Annotated in this window: 15 protein-coding genes and 1 pseudogene; 11 read left to right on the forward strand and 5 right to left on the reverse strand. The window is 45.5% G+C overall.

Translation table 11 applies throughout. The features are described from left to right. Positions 1-513 (forward strand): annotated as a pseudogene (locus tag ACKI5J_RS09665) (hypothetical protein); the annotation flags it as partial. Between the two features lie 31 nt (positions 514-544). On the opposite strand, the gene ACKI5J_RS09670 reads toward ACKI5J_RS09665, so the two are convergent. Further along, entirely contained in the window at positions 545-1,129 is a 585-nt protein-coding gene (locus ACKI5J_RS09670; protein WP_407428921.1) for a tetratricopeptide repeat protein, read from the reverse strand. 118 nt (positions 1,130-1,247) lie between these two features. Here ACKI5J_RS09670 and ACKI5J_RS09675 point away from each other — a divergent pair, with 118 nt between their 5' ends. From ACKI5J_RS09675 to ACKI5J_RS09695, 5 genes are all read left to right on the forward strand, one after another. Beyond that, the gene (locus ACKI5J_RS09675; protein WP_407428923.1) at positions 1,248-1,718 is read left to right on the forward strand and encodes a MarR family winged helix-turn-helix transcriptional regulator; all 471 of its coding nucleotides are present in this window, start codon (positions 1,248-1,250) and stop codon (positions 1,716-1,718) included. 141 nt (positions 1,719-1,859) lie between these two features. Next, positions 1,860-3,134, forward strand: a complete 1,275-nt coding sequence (locus ACKI5J_RS09680) for a flavin monoamine oxidase family protein (RefSeq protein ID WP_407428925.1) — start codon at positions 1,860-1,862, stop codon at positions 3,132-3,134. 24 nt (positions 3,135-3,158) lie between these two features. Further along, positions 3,159-4,211 (forward strand): tetraacyldisaccharide 4'-kinase, encoded by a 1,053-nt coding sequence (gene lpxK, locus ACKI5J_RS09685; protein WP_407428927.1) that lies wholly within the window; start codon positions 3,159-3,161, stop codon positions 4,209-4,211. Next, positions 4,192-5,007, forward strand: a complete 816-nt coding sequence (locus tag ACKI5J_RS09690; RefSeq protein ID WP_407428929.1) for a purine-nucleoside phosphorylase — start codon at positions 4,192-4,194, stop codon at positions 5,005-5,007. The genes lpxK and ACKI5J_RS09690 overlap by 20 nt, the downstream gene beginning before the upstream one ends. Positions 5,008-5,020: 13 nt before the next feature. After that, entirely contained in the window at positions 5,021-7,000 is a 1,980-nt protein-coding gene (locus ACKI5J_RS09695; protein WP_407428931.1) for a putative porin, read from the forward strand. Between the two features lie 36 nt (positions 7,001-7,036). Here ACKI5J_RS09695 and ACKI5J_RS09700 read toward each other — a convergent pair whose 3' ends face one another. Continuing rightward, positions 7,037-8,218 carry an asparagine synthetase B gene (locus ACKI5J_RS09700; protein WP_407429064.1) on the reverse strand — a complete coding sequence of 394 codons (1,182 nt, stop codon included), beginning with the start codon at positions 8,216-8,218 and terminating at the stop codon, positions 7,037-7,039. 157 nt (positions 8,219-8,375) lie between these two features. Here ACKI5J_RS09700 and ACKI5J_RS09705 point away from each other — a divergent pair, with 157 nt between their 5' ends. Together ACKI5J_RS09705 and ACKI5J_RS09710 are read left to right on the forward strand one after the other, a co-directional pair. Beyond that, the gene (locus tag ACKI5J_RS09705; RefSeq protein WP_106291809.1) at positions 8,376-8,816 is read left to right on the forward strand and encodes a peptidylprolyl isomerase; all 441 of its coding nucleotides are present in this window, start codon (positions 8,376-8,378) and stop codon (positions 8,814-8,816) included. A gap of 4 nt (positions 8,817-8,820) precedes the next feature. Further along, positions 8,821-9,255, forward strand: coding sequence for a DUF5606 domain-containing protein (locus tag ACKI5J_RS09710; protein WP_407428933.1), 435 nt, complete (start codon positions 8,821-8,823; stop codon positions 9,253-9,255). 42 nt (positions 9,256-9,297) lie between these two features. Here ACKI5J_RS09710 and ACKI5J_RS09715 read toward each other — a convergent pair whose 3' ends face one another. Both ACKI5J_RS09715 and rlmH read right to left on the reverse strand, forming a co-directional pair. Beyond that, positions 9,298-9,420, reverse strand: coding sequence for a hypothetical protein (locus ACKI5J_RS09715; RefSeq protein ID WP_407428935.1), 123 nt, complete (start codon positions 9,418-9,420; stop codon positions 9,298-9,300). Between the two features lie 20 nt (positions 9,421-9,440). Next, positions 9,441-9,914 carry a 23S rRNA (pseudouridine(1915)-N(3))-methyltransferase RlmH gene (gene rlmH / locus ACKI5J_RS09720; protein ID WP_407428937.1) on the reverse strand — a complete coding sequence of 158 codons (474 nt, stop codon included), beginning with the start codon at positions 9,912-9,914 and terminating at the stop codon, positions 9,441-9,443. 178 nt (positions 9,915-10,092) lie between these two features. Between rlmH and ACKI5J_RS09725 the strand changes: the two genes are divergently transcribed. From ACKI5J_RS09725 to ACKI5J_RS09735, 3 genes are all read left to right on the forward strand, one after another. Next, entirely contained in the window at positions 10,093-10,584 is a 492-nt protein-coding gene (locus ACKI5J_RS09725; RefSeq protein ID WP_407428939.1) for a methionine-R-sulfoxide reductase, read from the forward strand. 42 nt (positions 10,585-10,626) lie between these two features. Beyond that, the gene (gene fabG, locus ACKI5J_RS09730) at positions 10,627-11,370 is read left to right on the forward strand and encodes a 3-oxoacyl-[acyl-carrier-protein] reductase (RefSeq protein WP_407428941.1); all 744 of its coding nucleotides are present in this window, start codon (positions 10,627-10,629) and stop codon (positions 11,368-11,370) included. Positions 11,371-11,478: 108 nt separating this feature from the next. Then, positions 11,479-13,548 (forward strand): hypothetical protein, encoded by a 2,070-nt coding sequence (locus ACKI5J_RS09735; protein WP_407428943.1) that lies wholly within the window; start codon positions 11,479-11,481, stop codon positions 13,546-13,548. Here the strand turns inward: ACKI5J_RS09735 and ACKI5J_RS09740 are convergent. Next, positions 13,543-13,998 (reverse strand): hypothetical protein, encoded by a 456-nt coding sequence (locus ACKI5J_RS09740; protein WP_407428945.1) that lies wholly within the window; start codon positions 13,996-13,998, stop codon positions 13,543-13,545. The two genes, ACKI5J_RS09735 and ACKI5J_RS09740, sit on opposite strands and share 6 nt — an antisense overlap. Positions 13,999-14,020: the final 22 nt, after the last annotated feature.

Here is a 14,020-nt window from a genome sequence, read left to right on the forward strand (position 1 = left end):
TACCGCATCCGGTATAGCCTGATCGGCTTCAACTTCCGCAAGGAGTACTTCGAATACCTGGAAGTCAGGGATGTGGAGCTGCGCAAATACGGACAGCTGGAGGCGCAGGAGATCCGCTTTAACGCCCGGGCTGAAGCAGACCAGCTCCTGATGCTGAGCGTGTCGCTGCTGGCTTATGCTGAAACACGGATGGAGGAGGGTTATGTGCTGCTGAACAGCAAGGCATTCAGTCCCTGTGCGATTATTGCCGCTTTCGCAGCTGAACAAGCGGGAGCGTACCCTGCGGGGCCGGTGAACATTGAACTTAACGAAGAACAGCAAACACGGGCAGCAGCCATCAGTATGATGTGTTACGAAGGCAACAGGCTGCTACGAGATCAGGAACAACGGAAAGAGAAGATATCCAGGAAAATAACGAAAACGCCACCAAACGGGGCAACGAAGGAGCGAAAGAGAGACAACTTAGGCTTTGCGATAGGGAAGCGCGTATCGTTTTCTTCCAAGTGCGGGTGATGCTCTTGGCCGTTTATCGAAAATTACAGGGCTAAAAGTCTTCAGTCAACACTGTGACACAGTTTTTATTCAGCTCATCAATCCTTGAATCAAGGGATTTATAAGTAGCGGCATCATCCAGAGCAAGGTAAATGTTCTTAATTGAGGTCAGCACCTGGTCATTCGGGTCACATGCCACAGCCTTTTCCAGATGGGGAACGGCTTTCTTAAGAATCCCTTTGTATTCGGCCATGTATCGCTGGTTTACACTGGCATTGGTCTTTTCTGCCTTCATTTTGGTGGATAAGGCATTGGCATGGTCGAGATAGAGATAACCAAGGGCAAGATGCGGTACATAATAATTAGGCTCAAGCGTCAACGATTTCTCGTAGAAGACAATGGCTTTCTGCTTGTTTTTGCTGTCTTCATAAAGCCTGCCAAGTTTGAAATAGAATATGGCCTGTTGTTTCTTCGAAAGAACGGTGGCAGATGGAATCAGTTTCTCGGCGATTTCCATTGCTTTTTCAGCGTTCCCCTCGGACAGGTGGAGGCTGAAATCGTAATATTGATCTACAGGTGTCTGACTTATAGCGGTTTTAGAAAGAAAAATTAATAGTATTATAGCAATATGTTTCATCTTGAATTCAGCTGTAAATATCCCAAATATGGTATAATTAATATAGAGCTGCAAAAATTCAGCCAAGGTTTACAGTAAGCAAACAATGAGTCTCCCTTGTCAGTTTGATATTTAACCAATGCTAACTATATTGGTGATCAGATTTATGGAAAAGGCAAATTCATCACCGGAAATCAGAGCGTTAATCGACTCGATTCTTAACGTAAGGTTAGGGATGAAGCAGTTTATTCAACGTAAGGTAAGGGATCATGGGATAGACCTCACCTATGAGATGTTACAGGTATTGACTGTCTTGTGGAGAAAGGGAGAAACGAATCAGCAGGATATTGCCGATAATATTCAAAAAAATAAGGCGAGCCTGACATCTCTACTGGACAACCTCGAGAAACGTGGGCTTGTTAACCGATTAGAAGATCCGTCTGATCGGCGTAACAAGATAATTTCGCTTACTGCGCCTGGATTAGGGTATCGGGAGGAACTTCAGCCGATCTTTAATGAGTTTTATGAGGCGTTAAGTAAGGATATTTCGAAAGCAGAAATAGGGGAAGTTGCTACGCTCCTCGGGCGCATTTATAAAAATCTGATTTAACAAACACCATTTGCGGTCATCACTCTAGTTACGGACTGTTAATAGCGATTTAATTTCTGCAAATTAATATGCTAAAGAAGAGTAAGTTCTTCTTGAAGTTTTTTATGGTGGATGAAACTTTCTGTAACTTTAAGAAATTTTATGTCCCATTCCCAGATTCTTATTATTGGAGCAGGCGCGGCCGGGCTTCTTGCTGCACGGGATCTCTCGTCTGCGGGAAAGAAGGTTGCTGTATTGGAAGGCGGTGCCCGTACAGGTGGACGCATTCTGGATGTCGAAATTCCGGGATGGTCTATACCTCTTGCGCTGGGAGCTGAATTTATACATGGCGACCTTCAGCTGACTTTTGATCTTTTAAGCGAGGCTGGGCTGACCTATGCTCCCGTGGATCAGAAAGGGATCAGCGTGAGGGATGGTAAGGAAGTTTCGGAAGAGAGGACCGGACATTGGACGGAATTTATGGATCGCCTGAATACCTTAACGGCGGACCTGACTTTAAGTGATTTTCTTGCTTCATTTTTTGGCGATGACCGCTACGCTGTTTTGCGAAAGGAGGTTCTACGGCTTGCAGAAGGATATGACGCGGCGGATCCTGATAGGGTAAGTGTATTTTCGCTGCGCGATGAGTGGTCTGATGATGGTGTGCAATACCGGGTCAATGGTGGTTATGGACGTCTGATCGATTTTCTTGCTTCCGAATGCAATAAATCGGGTTGTAGCATTCATCTTCATAAGGTGGTGACGCGGATCCGTTGGCAGAAGGGGTTTGTTGAGGTTTTAACTTCCAATGGAGAATCTTTTACGGCTGATAAACTGATCGTGACGGTACCCCCGGGAATCCTTCGCATTCCATCCGGCAATGCGGGATCGATTACGTTTGAGCCTGCCCTGCCTGAACAAGAGCGTGCTTTCGGGGCGATCGGTTTTGGTGCCGTGATAAAAATCGTTATCGCGTTTAAGTCTGCTTTCTGGGCTGATACAGTACATCCGGATATCACCTTTTTGTTTTCAGATGAGGCCGTACCTACGTGGTGGCTGCATTCTCCTAATACAACACCGATCTTATACGGTTGGATCGCGGGGCCTCAGGCTGCCAGGATGGACTCCTGCACCGATAAACAGGTGATGGAAAAAACGGTTGCGGCATTGGCGAAGACCTTCGCGTTACAGGAAGGTTTCCTCTATGAACAGATGGAAGACTTTTCTCTTTTCAACTGGAATACTAACCCGTTTTCAAAAGGTGGATACACCTTTATGACGCTGGAAGGCAGAGAAGCCATAGAAACACTGCGTGCCGGTGTTCAGGATACCATTTATTTTGCCGGAGAAGCGGTCTATACGGGGTCGCACGGGGGGACTGTTGAGGCTGCTCTTGTTTCGGGCAGGGAAACGACCCGCATGATCCTGAACAACTGATGTTTATTTTCTACAAGTAGCGGTATGATCTATCTACGTTTGGCCTTATATCCTTTTTCTTTTTTATACGGAATGATCTTGCGTTTACGTAATTATTTTTACTCCGTCGGGGTGTTTCGTTCACGGAAATTTGATCTTCCCGTAATCTGCATCGGCAACCTGGCCCTGGGTGGGGCGGGTAAGAGCCCGATGGCAGAATACCTGATCCGTTTATTAGGCGGGGACTACCGCGTGGCTGTGTTAAGCAGGGGCTATGGACGGCGAACAAAAGGTTTCAGGTTGGTAAGTGAAGGAGATACGGCGGCCGATAGCGGCGATGAACCCCTGCAGTTTAAGAAGAAGTTTCCGGCCCTCACCGTGGCCGTCTGCGAGAAAAGGGTGACAGGTATTGAGAAATTGCGGGAGGAGCATGACCTGGTGATACTGGATGATGCTTATCAGCACCGGGCGGTAGATGCAGGACTTAAGCTGCTGCTGTTTGATTATACCCGGCTTAATGAGCCCCTGGTAGTTCTGCCGGCAGGGAATCTTCGGGAGCCTTTCGCGGGGCGGGCCAGGGCTGACGCTATTATTTTAACCAAAACAGAAACAGATCTTAGCGACAGCGAGCGAGATAGAGCCATAAAGAGGGTAAAGCCACTTGACGGGCAACTGGTGCTTTTTTCTTATCTTAAATATGGACGGTTAACTCCGCTGTTTGAGGGAGAAAGTGTTGAGCTGGCAGATTTGAAGCGCAACACCAGGGTTTACCTGCTTACAGGGATCGCTAATCCTGAACCGCTGCGCCGGAAAATAACTTCCTCAGGCTTTGTTGTAAAGCACTATGATTACCCCGACCACCATCCTTTCAGCCCAAAAAATATTAGTAAACTTGCGGAAGATTTCAGACAGGATGAGGCACTGGATAAGATAATTGTCACTACCGAAAAGGACATTCAGCGCCTGATGACTGAGGGTCTTCGTGAAGTCCTGGAATATCTGCCTGTTTTCTACCTGCCTGTCGAGGCAGAATTTCATCAATCTGATAAGGAGAGGTTTGACTTATTAATAAAAGACTATGTTAGCAAATATCTATAACACCACTGAATATATTAAGAAACGTATCGGCGATTTTGAACCGGAAATAGGGATTATTCTGGGAACCGGTCTTGGGGGGCTTGTAAGTGATATAGAAGTTCTTCATAAGCTTATGTATTCGAACATTCCGGACTTTCCGATCTCCACGGTGGAGTTTCACTCAGGGCGGTTGATATTCGGAATGCTGAATGGAAAGAAGGTGGTTGCGATGCAGGGAAGGCTGCATTATTATGAGGGCTATGATATGAAGCAGATTACCTTTCCGGTAAGGGTAATGAAAATGCTTGGTATTAAGCGTCTCTTTGTATCCAATGCGAGCGGCTCTTTGAATCAGGACATTAAAAAGGGTGACATCATGATCATTGAGGATCATATCAACCTGGTTTCAGAAAATCCCCTTCGCGGAAGAAACTGGGTTGATCTGGGGCCCCGTTTTCCTGACATGAATGAGCCTTACGATCGTGAAATGATTGCAAAAGGGATGGAAATTGCGGCGGCACATAACATCAGCTGCCATAAGGGCGTTTACGTGTCGGTACCAGGCCCGAATTTGGAAACAAAGGCGGAGTATAAATACTTGCGGATCATAGGTGGAGACGCAGTAGGAATGAGCACTGTACCGGAGGTGATCGTAGCGAGACATATGGGCTTGCCTGTCTTTGCCGTTTCTGTCATCACAGACGAAGGCTTCCTGGAAGCCTTGGAACCTGTTTCTTTAGAGGAGATTGTACGTGTAGCTCAGGAGGCAGAGCCTAAAATGACCTTGATATTGAAAGAGTTGCTTGGCTCTTTTTAACGTTTTGATGTTGATGAGATATTTTGTTGTTGCTCTGGTAGCAGTTTTTTTTGCGGGCCTTAATCCGCTTGCCGCACAGATTCAGGGAACCCCTGAAGTGAGGTCGGCGGGTGCTGAGCTGGATTCCCTGCGTAAGCTGGAGGAGGAGGGGAGAGATACGGTGATTTTTAATTCGACTTATATCCGCTATACCAATCTTGGTTTACTGAAAGACAGTACTCAAACGGAACCGTTGGATACCACTCTTTATCGTTTTCAAAATTATAATCCGCTGATTACGCCGGAAAATCCGAGCGCTAATTTAGGTAATTTGGGATTGCCTTACCGGGATCTCCTTTTTACTCCTACCAAGTCGATTGGCTTTGATGCTGGTTTCCACTCCATGGACCGCTTTAAACTTACACAGGATTCTATCAAATATTACCGTGCACGTACGCCTTATACTTCACTATACTATGTAAACGGCAGCAGGACTGAGCAGGTGTTCAGGGTGACGCATTCGCAGAACGTTAAGCCGAACTGGAATGTCGGCGGAAACTATTTTCGTGTGGGAGCGAGGGGGATTTATCGAAACCAGAATTCGGATCATCTGAATGCAGCTGTATTCAGTTGGTATGAGTCGCCGAAAAAGCGCTATAATTTGCTTGTAAACGGCTTGTTTAACACCCTGAAGACGGAAGAAAACGGTTCGGTGAGAAACAACGACATTTTCAATTCAACCAATACGCTGGGTGCTCAGGAAGAGTCTGTTCATCTGAACAATACACGTGATCCTACGCGTCAGTCGTACAGGTCAAAGTCGTTTTTTCTAAAGCAATTTTACTATCTGGGGAGGATTGATACAGCGGGGGCTGAGGGTAGTTCAAGTATATTGCCAACTCAAAGGGTTTCGCATTCTTTGTTGTACTCCAATGAGGCTTACCGGTTTTATAAGAATGAAGACGATCCCTATAACGTGTTTCCGGATGTTGCCGGTGCTGGTACGTTGGTTATCGACTCCACGCATATAAAAAATCTGCGAAACGAGTTTATGTATAGTTTCTACCTGAGAGGTCGCTCGGTGAGCTTTCTGAAGAACGAGATTAAACTCGACGTGGGAATGCTCCACGATCTGTACTGGTACGATCAGATGGAGTATAATACATCCTTTCAGAATATCACCTTGAAGGCAAACGCGGGCTATCGCTTTAGCGACCGTGTGAATCTGAATGCGGACTTGCAGCAAATTGTACAGGGAAGGAACGCCGGAGATTATCTTTACGATGCGAAAGCCCAGCTGATGTTGAGCCGGTCGGTCGGGCGTATCGTGTTTGGAGCTTATACACAAAATAAGTCGCCGGAAATGATTTATGAAAATCTGGCTTATACATACCATAACTGGAGCAGAAGTTTCGATAATACAAAGGTGAATAACCTGTCTTTCGCTTATGTTAATCCGAAGTTTAATATGCTGGCTAAGGCGGAGTATTTCCTCGTCGACAATTATCTGTATTTAAGGGAAACGCCGTTTGTGAACGAAATTGAACCGGCTCAGGAGGGCAGCAGTATCAACTTGCTAAAACTTACGCTGAGCAAGAGGTTTAAAGTAGGAAAGTTCAATATGGAGAACTTTTTGGTTTATCAGAAAACCGACTATCAGGATTTATTAAGAATTCCTGAATTCTATACTTACAATAGTGTGTATTTTTCAAACAGCTACTTCAAAAAGGCGCTCTTTGCTGATCTCGGTTTTGATGTTCGTTTGAATACTCCGTACACGGCTTCGTCCTACGCCATTAACGTGAGCCAGTTCTATAATGGTTATCCCGTGAAGTACTCATCTTATCCGATTGTGGATCTTTGGGCGCGTTTCGCTTTGCGAAGGGCTAACCTTTTTGTGAGATATGATTATGCAAACCAGGGCTTGTTTTCAAAGGGGTATTATACTGTAAACCGGTATCCGATGCCCAGCGCGCTGTTTAAGTTCGGTGTGAGCTGGAGTTTTTATGATTAATCAGCGTTAGAGCGATGCCCGGTCTGCGGATAGTTTTCAGGTTTTCTGCTTCTTCTTTTTTGCGGCGGGGAACAGCACGTTGTTTAGTATCAGTCTGTAGCCGGTTGAATTAGGGTGCAGGTGCAAATCCGTTGGGGGATCGCCGATCGCATGCTGGTAATCTTCCGGGTCATGCCCCCCGTAGAAGGTCCACTGGCCCTTGCCAAACTCTCCGTGAATGTAACGTGCTTCATCTGCAGCCTTGGATTCGCCTAAAACGAGCACGTTGGGTTTAAGAAGTGATTTTCTGAATGCGGTGGTTTGCCCCATAAAACCTTTGATTACCTGATCGTGGTTTTGAGTGAGCATCGTAGGTATTACATCCCATTTTGCGGAAAAGTCAAAAAGGGTGAAGAAATCGTCGGTGCGTTCGAGTGTTCTGGTGGCGGTGGCATCAATGTCTGAAAACTCGTAGTTGTACGGGTTCATGTCCAGCCTGAAGTTTTGAAAAGCGAATGTTTTGGTATAGTCGAGCTTCTTTTGAGCGTCATTATCCGCGGGGTCGCCGTCAAACATCGTTTCGCAGATGTCGACACCTTCAGCAGCGAGGGCGATATCGAAGCTTTCGGTCCCCGAGCACATGGCAAAGAGAAAACCGCCGCCTGCACAGAAGTTACGGATAGAGAGGGCGACATCGAGCTTCATTTGTGACACCTTCTTATAGCCTAGCTTTTTCGCTGTTTTTTCCTGTAGCTTCACATCATCGGTATACCACTCGGCCATCCGAAATGTAGACCAGAAGCGACCATACTGACCGGTGAAGTCTTCATGGTGAAGGTGTAGCCAGTCGTAGCCGGAGAGGCTGCCCTTAAGCACCTCTTCGTCGTAAACAATGTCATAGGGTATTTCCGCATAGGTGAGGACTAAGGTTACGGCATCGTCCCAGGGAAGCTTGTTTTTAGGCGAGTAAACGGCTATTTTGGGTGCTTTTTCAAGCTTGATGATATCCATATTTACCTGATTGTCGGCTATGGTGGTGAGGATAGTGTTTGTGGCGGCATCGGTAAGGACCTGATAAGATACATTTCTTACTTTGCACTCTTGCTCCACCGCTTGCGAATAAGCGAAGAGAAAGCTTCCTCCGCGGTAGTTCAGCAGCCAGTTTGCCTCGACGCCGTTTTTTAGCGCCCAGAAGGTTAATCCGTATGCCTTAAGATGGTTTTTTTGATCTTCGTCCATCGCGACCAGTAGCGAGGCGGCTCTTGCTCCGAATGAGAGATGGAGAAGGAGGGCGATCATCAAAAGTCTTTGCATGGTGTAAATAGATTATGGGAAAAACCTTTAGTCCGTTAAATCTAAATGAAATAATTAACTTTGGCGTTTAAATTAGGAAATCATGAGTAAAGCAATAATAAAGACAGAAAAAGGCGATATGACCGTAGAGTTCTACGACAAGGACGCTCCTAACACCGTGGCTAACTTCTTGAAGTTATCTAAAGAAGGATTCTACAATGGTGTTACTTTCCACCGTGTTATTCCTGATTTCGTTATTCAAGGCGGGGACCCTACAGGTACAGGTGCAGGTGGTTCTGGTACGCGCATCAAATGTGAGCTGACAGGTGAAAATCAGTATCATGATCGTGGCGTATTGTCTATGGCCCACGCAGGACGTGATACAGGCAGCTCTCAGTTCTTTATCTGCCATAGCCGTAACAATACAGCACATTTAGACAGAAATCATACTTGCTTTGGTAAGGTTGTGGAGAATGTTGACGTGGTGGACGCGATCCGTGCGGGTGATAAGATTTTGAGTGTTGAAGTAATCGAAGAAAACTAAGCGCATGAATTTAAGAGGTCTGGTATCTGTTTCGGGAAAACCGGGACTATACAAAGTTATTGGTCAGAATAAGTCGGGATTTGTTCTGGAAAGTCTGGATGAGCAGAAGGTGAAGCTTGTAGTGAATATTTCTACATCCAAGCTAGCTTCTTTGGAAGATATTACTGTCTTTGGTGAGAACGGCGACCTGAAGCTCATTGACATCTTTGAAAAAATTAAGGCAAGTGAGTCGGTTCCTGATGCTAAATCAGATGGAAAAACCTTAAGAGCATATTTCAGAGAAGTTGCCCCAGACCATGATGAGGAAAAGGTCTACGCTTCAGATATGAAGAAGATCCTGGTTTGGTATTCCATCATAAAGGAGCTTCCGCTATTTGACGAGGAGCCCACAGCGCTTCCTGCATCTGCAGAAGTTGAAGAATCTACAGAAGAGAAATAAAATAAAAGCCCGGATCTACTCCGGGTTTTTTTGTTTCTGTACTTAGAAGAAGTACATGATCGCAGCGCTGATTGCGATTCCGATTAGTATAAGGACCCAGAAGTTTTTCTGCTCCTTGTCGGGGTCAGCGCCCCTATAGCGGTATTTTCTTGGTTTAAATTGCATCTGTCTGCTCTTTATGGTTGTTAATCGTGATGGTAGGGTTCGCCTTTCAAAATAGTGAATCCCCGGTAGACTTGCTCAATGAAGAACAGGCGAACCATTTGATGAGAGAACGTCAACTTAGACAAAGATATTTTGCCGTGGGCTAACTTATAAATGTTTTCATCGAATCCATAGGGTCCGCCGACGATGAACACGAGGTTCTGAATCCCGCTGACCATCTTCTTGTTCAGGAACTCAGAAAACTGTCTGGAGGTAAATTCACTTCCTTTTTCATCGAGCAAAATAATATGATCGGTCGGGTTCAATGCCTTTTGAAGCAGTTCTGCCTCTTTTGCCTTTTGCTGATCCTCCCTTAGGTTCTTGGTGTTTTTGAGATCGGGTATTTCTATCAGATCGAATTTGATGTAATGCTTGAGTCGGCCGAGGTATTTGGTGATCCCTTCGTTTATGTATTTGTCGTCGGTTTTACCTAACACCAAAAAAGTTATTTTCATTAGCGTATAAATTGTTTTTTAGGGCGATGAAGCATGGTCGTCATGCTTCTCTACTTTGTGAGTTTCACCGGGATTTCGTTTCAAAAGTACTGAAATTTAAAAGTCATTGTTTCATCATAAATCGAAGCGGATTTCTGACTGTATATCAGCACTACGATTTAGTCGTTAGTATACTACCATGAAAACTATCTTTGTAATGTACTGTTTTTTACTTGTCGGTCTTAGCGCCTGTGCGCAGGATAAAGTTTCGTCCAATGAGAAGGGAAGCCGGGATACGACTGTAAAGAAAATAATGACAAGCGATATGAATTATAATAAATTAACGGCAGAAGAGGAACGCATCATTGTTCATAAAGGAACCGAATACCCTGGCACCGGCAAGTTCTTACATAACACAGAAAAAGGGACGTATATCTGCAGAAGATGTAATGCGCCCTTGTACCGCTCAGATTCAAAGTTTGATTCGCACTGTGGTTGGCCGAGTTTTGATGACGAGATAAAGGGGGCTGTGAAAAGGGTGCCTGACGTGGATGGTCAGCGAACAGAGATCGTCTGTGCAAACTGCGATGCGCATTTGGGACATGTATTCCTGAATGAGGGTTTTACGGCGAAGAATACGCGCCATTGTGTTAATTCCGTTTCGATGGATTTTATAGCGGATTCGAAGTAGATTCAAAAAAATCTCTAACTTCACAGCCGATAATTTAGTATTATGAAGTTACTCGAAGGAAAAACTGCGCTAATTACCGGCGCTTCAAAAGGAATAGGCCGTAAGATCGCTGAAAAATTCGCTGAGCATGGTGCGAATGTAGCTTTTACTTATTTGTCTTCCGTGGAGAAGGGGCTGGCTCTTGAGCAAGAATTGCAACAGGCTGGAACAAAGGTCAAGGGATATCGGTCGGATGCCTCTAAGTTTGATCAGGCTGAACAGCTTATCACGGATGTGGTTGCTGATTTTGGTGCGCTGGACATTGTGGTCAATAACGCTGGTATCACCAAAGATGGATTACTCATGCGTATGACGGAGCAACAGTGGGATGATGTGCTTGAAGTCAACTTGAAGTCTATTTTTAATGTTACTAAGGCCGCTTCTAAAATCATGATGAAGAACCGGAAAGGTGTTTTTATTAATATGAGTTCGGTTGTTGGCGTTCAGGGAAATGCCGGACAAGGAAACTATGCTGCTTCTAAAGCGGGTATTATCGGTTTTTCTAAGTCTATGGCCAAGGAGCTTGGCTCGCGCAATATCCGTACGAATGTTGTAGCCCCTGGATTTATCAAGACCGAGATGACGGACGTTCTGGATCCGAAGGTTGTTGCAGGCTGGGAGCAAAGCATTCCGATGAAGCGTGCAGGTGAGACGGACGACGTGGCTAATGTCTGTGTATTTCTTGCATCTGACTTGAGCGCCTATGTAACGGGACAAGTTGTTGCCGTGGATGGCGGTATGCTGTAGGCATTACTGATAAGATATAGGGCCGGGATATTATCTCTGCTAATAATCAGGTTATATTTTAATGAAAATTGGCATATTTACATTTGGTAGTATGCCAATTTTTTTATCTTGGAATTTCAGATAAGTCATCTTTTATGGTTAGTGTTCAGCCTTCTCCTCGGAGTAGGTTATGCATTTTTTTTATATGCGCCAGCTAACCGGGCGACGGGCATCCCACACCGCCTGCTGTTTGTATTACGGCTTTTCAGTGTCGCTGCGATAAGCTTTCTTCTGTTTGCTCCGGAAATCAGGTCAGTTGAAAAGACGCTTGAGAAGCCTCTGATAATTTTGGCTCAGGACAACTCCGCTTCGCTGACGCTTGGCCCGGCCGATAAGACGGAACGCGTGCGATATCGTGCTTCTGTTAAAAGATTATATGAAGAACTTGCAAAAAAATATCAGGTAGATACGCTTCTGCTCGGTGACAGTGTGCGTGCGGGGCTTCGTGTTGATATGCAAGATAGAAGTACTGATATCTCTTCCCTTTTTCAAAGTGTAAGAAGTCTGTATGCCGGGAGAAACGTCGGGGCTATCATTTTAGCATCTGATGGGCTGTATAATCGGGGAGGTGATCCACTGTCTGAAGCTTTATCCTTGAAGGCGCCTGTCTATTCCATTGCGCTTGGGGACACCAATGCGAGGAAGGATCTCCGGATATCCAATGTCAATTACAATGAGCTAATTCAGGCGGGCAATGACTTCGAGATCAACCTCCAAGTGGAGGCGTATCAAAGTAAGGGGCATCAGTCAAGGCTCTCGGTTTACAGAGAACGGGAAGTGGTATTTTCGAGGGTATTAAGTGTCAACTCAGATAATTTCCATCAGAACCTTTCGGTTGTTTTACCTGCGCAGCGTGCAGGGACAACACGGTATACTGTTCGTCTAGACACACTACCAGATGAGGTCTCTGTTGAAAATAATATAAGTGATTTTTACATTCAGGCTCGTGATGTAAAAAAAGGTGTTCTGATTATTGCCGATGCTCCGCATCCGGATATCGGTGCTATCCGGCAATCACTTGGAATGGCGGGTGATTATGAGGTAAGTCTTGCTTATGTACAAGATCTTAAGGCTGCTGAAATCGCAAAGGCTGATCTGCTCATCTTGTATCAGTTGCCTTCCCTGAGAGAGCGTTTACATACTTTTATGGGTATGATCAAGGCTAAACCTATATTATATGTCCTGGGTGCTCAAAGTGACCTTCCTGCTTTCTCCTCCATGCAGAGCCTGCTTGACCTAAGAGCCGCAGCGGTTCCGCTTGAGGCCTCAGCGGTTATAAACTCTTCTTTCGGGGCGTTCGCTGTGCCCGACAGTTTGAATTATGCGATAGGAGGTTACGGTCCCTTGCTGGTGCCCTTCTCTGATGTTCATTACAAAGGGAATCATGATGATTTTCTTCATCAGCAAGTTGGTAAATTCAATACCGGCAGGCCGCTTTTTAGCTTCTCTCCCGACTCTGAGCCCAGGTTCGCTGTGTTTGGCGCGGAGGGTATCTGGCGATGGCGCCTTCAGGCTTATCTCGCTTCGGGAAATCATAACTTGATCGATGAACTTTTACGTAAGGCGATGCAATATCTGGTGGCAGATACGGACAAACGTAGGTTCAGGGTTTATTCCTCTCAGCAGCTTTATACTACTAGTGAGCCGGTTATTATCAACGCAGAGCTGTATAATGAGGCACTTGAGCTGGTAAATAAGCCTGACGTGTCTTTAACCTTGCTTGGAGCATCCAATAGAATCTTTTCGTATCAGTTGTCGCGAACGGACAACTCGTATACACTTAATGTGGGTGTGCTGCCTGCAGGTGAATATACTTACACAGCATCTACCAAGCTAGGTAGTGTTACGCATAAGGCTGGAGGCAAGCTGCTGGTGAGAGCCAATCAGCTCGAGTTTCAGGAAGTGAAAGCGAACCATCATCTTTTCCATCAGCTCGCCATGCAGAGCGGCGGAGAGCTGTTTTATCCGCATCAGTTGGCGGAGATGGCAAGAGCAATTGATAAGAATGAAATGGTGAAAACGGTATCATATGAAGATGCCACGGTAAACGACCTGATCAATGTGAAATGGCTTTTAGGCCTTATCTGCGGATTGATATTCTGTGAATGGTTTTTGAGAAAAAGAGGAGGTGAATTATAGCGGCGCCTGATCTTCCTTCTTGAAAAGATAGAAGGATAGGCCTGCATGCTTGCTTTTCCAGTCTCCTTCGATAGTCCCTTCGAAGTTTTCGCGCCCTTTGAAGGTATAGATTGTTTGTCTTTTGTTGTTGAGGCATCTCAGGTTCCAGCTGCCGGTTTCCGAATCAATAGTCCCCGCCATCGGATGGGTTTTTCCTGATGCTGCTTCATAGCAGGTTCCCCGAACAGAAATCATTTCCGAACCTCCAGTGGTTTGAACAGGTTCCAGTATAATTTTGATGTAAGATCTCCCTTTTATTTCCCCGATATAAGTTAGTGTGGTGGTTCGTTTTAGCGGAGTGTTTTTATCCAGTATAATGACCTCTTTTTGGGGTTCTGGTTGCTGAGCAAGCGCCAGCGACACTCCTGGAATAACCAGGGTGGCCAAGAGGGTAAAGAATATTTTATGCAATTGGTTCAATTTGGATAAGTTC

Origin of the sequence: Arcticibacter sp., from assembly GCF_045629565.1 — a bacterium.
Taxonomy (GTDB): Bacteria; Bacteroidota; Bacteroidia; order Sphingobacteriales; family Sphingobacteriaceae; genus Arcticibacter.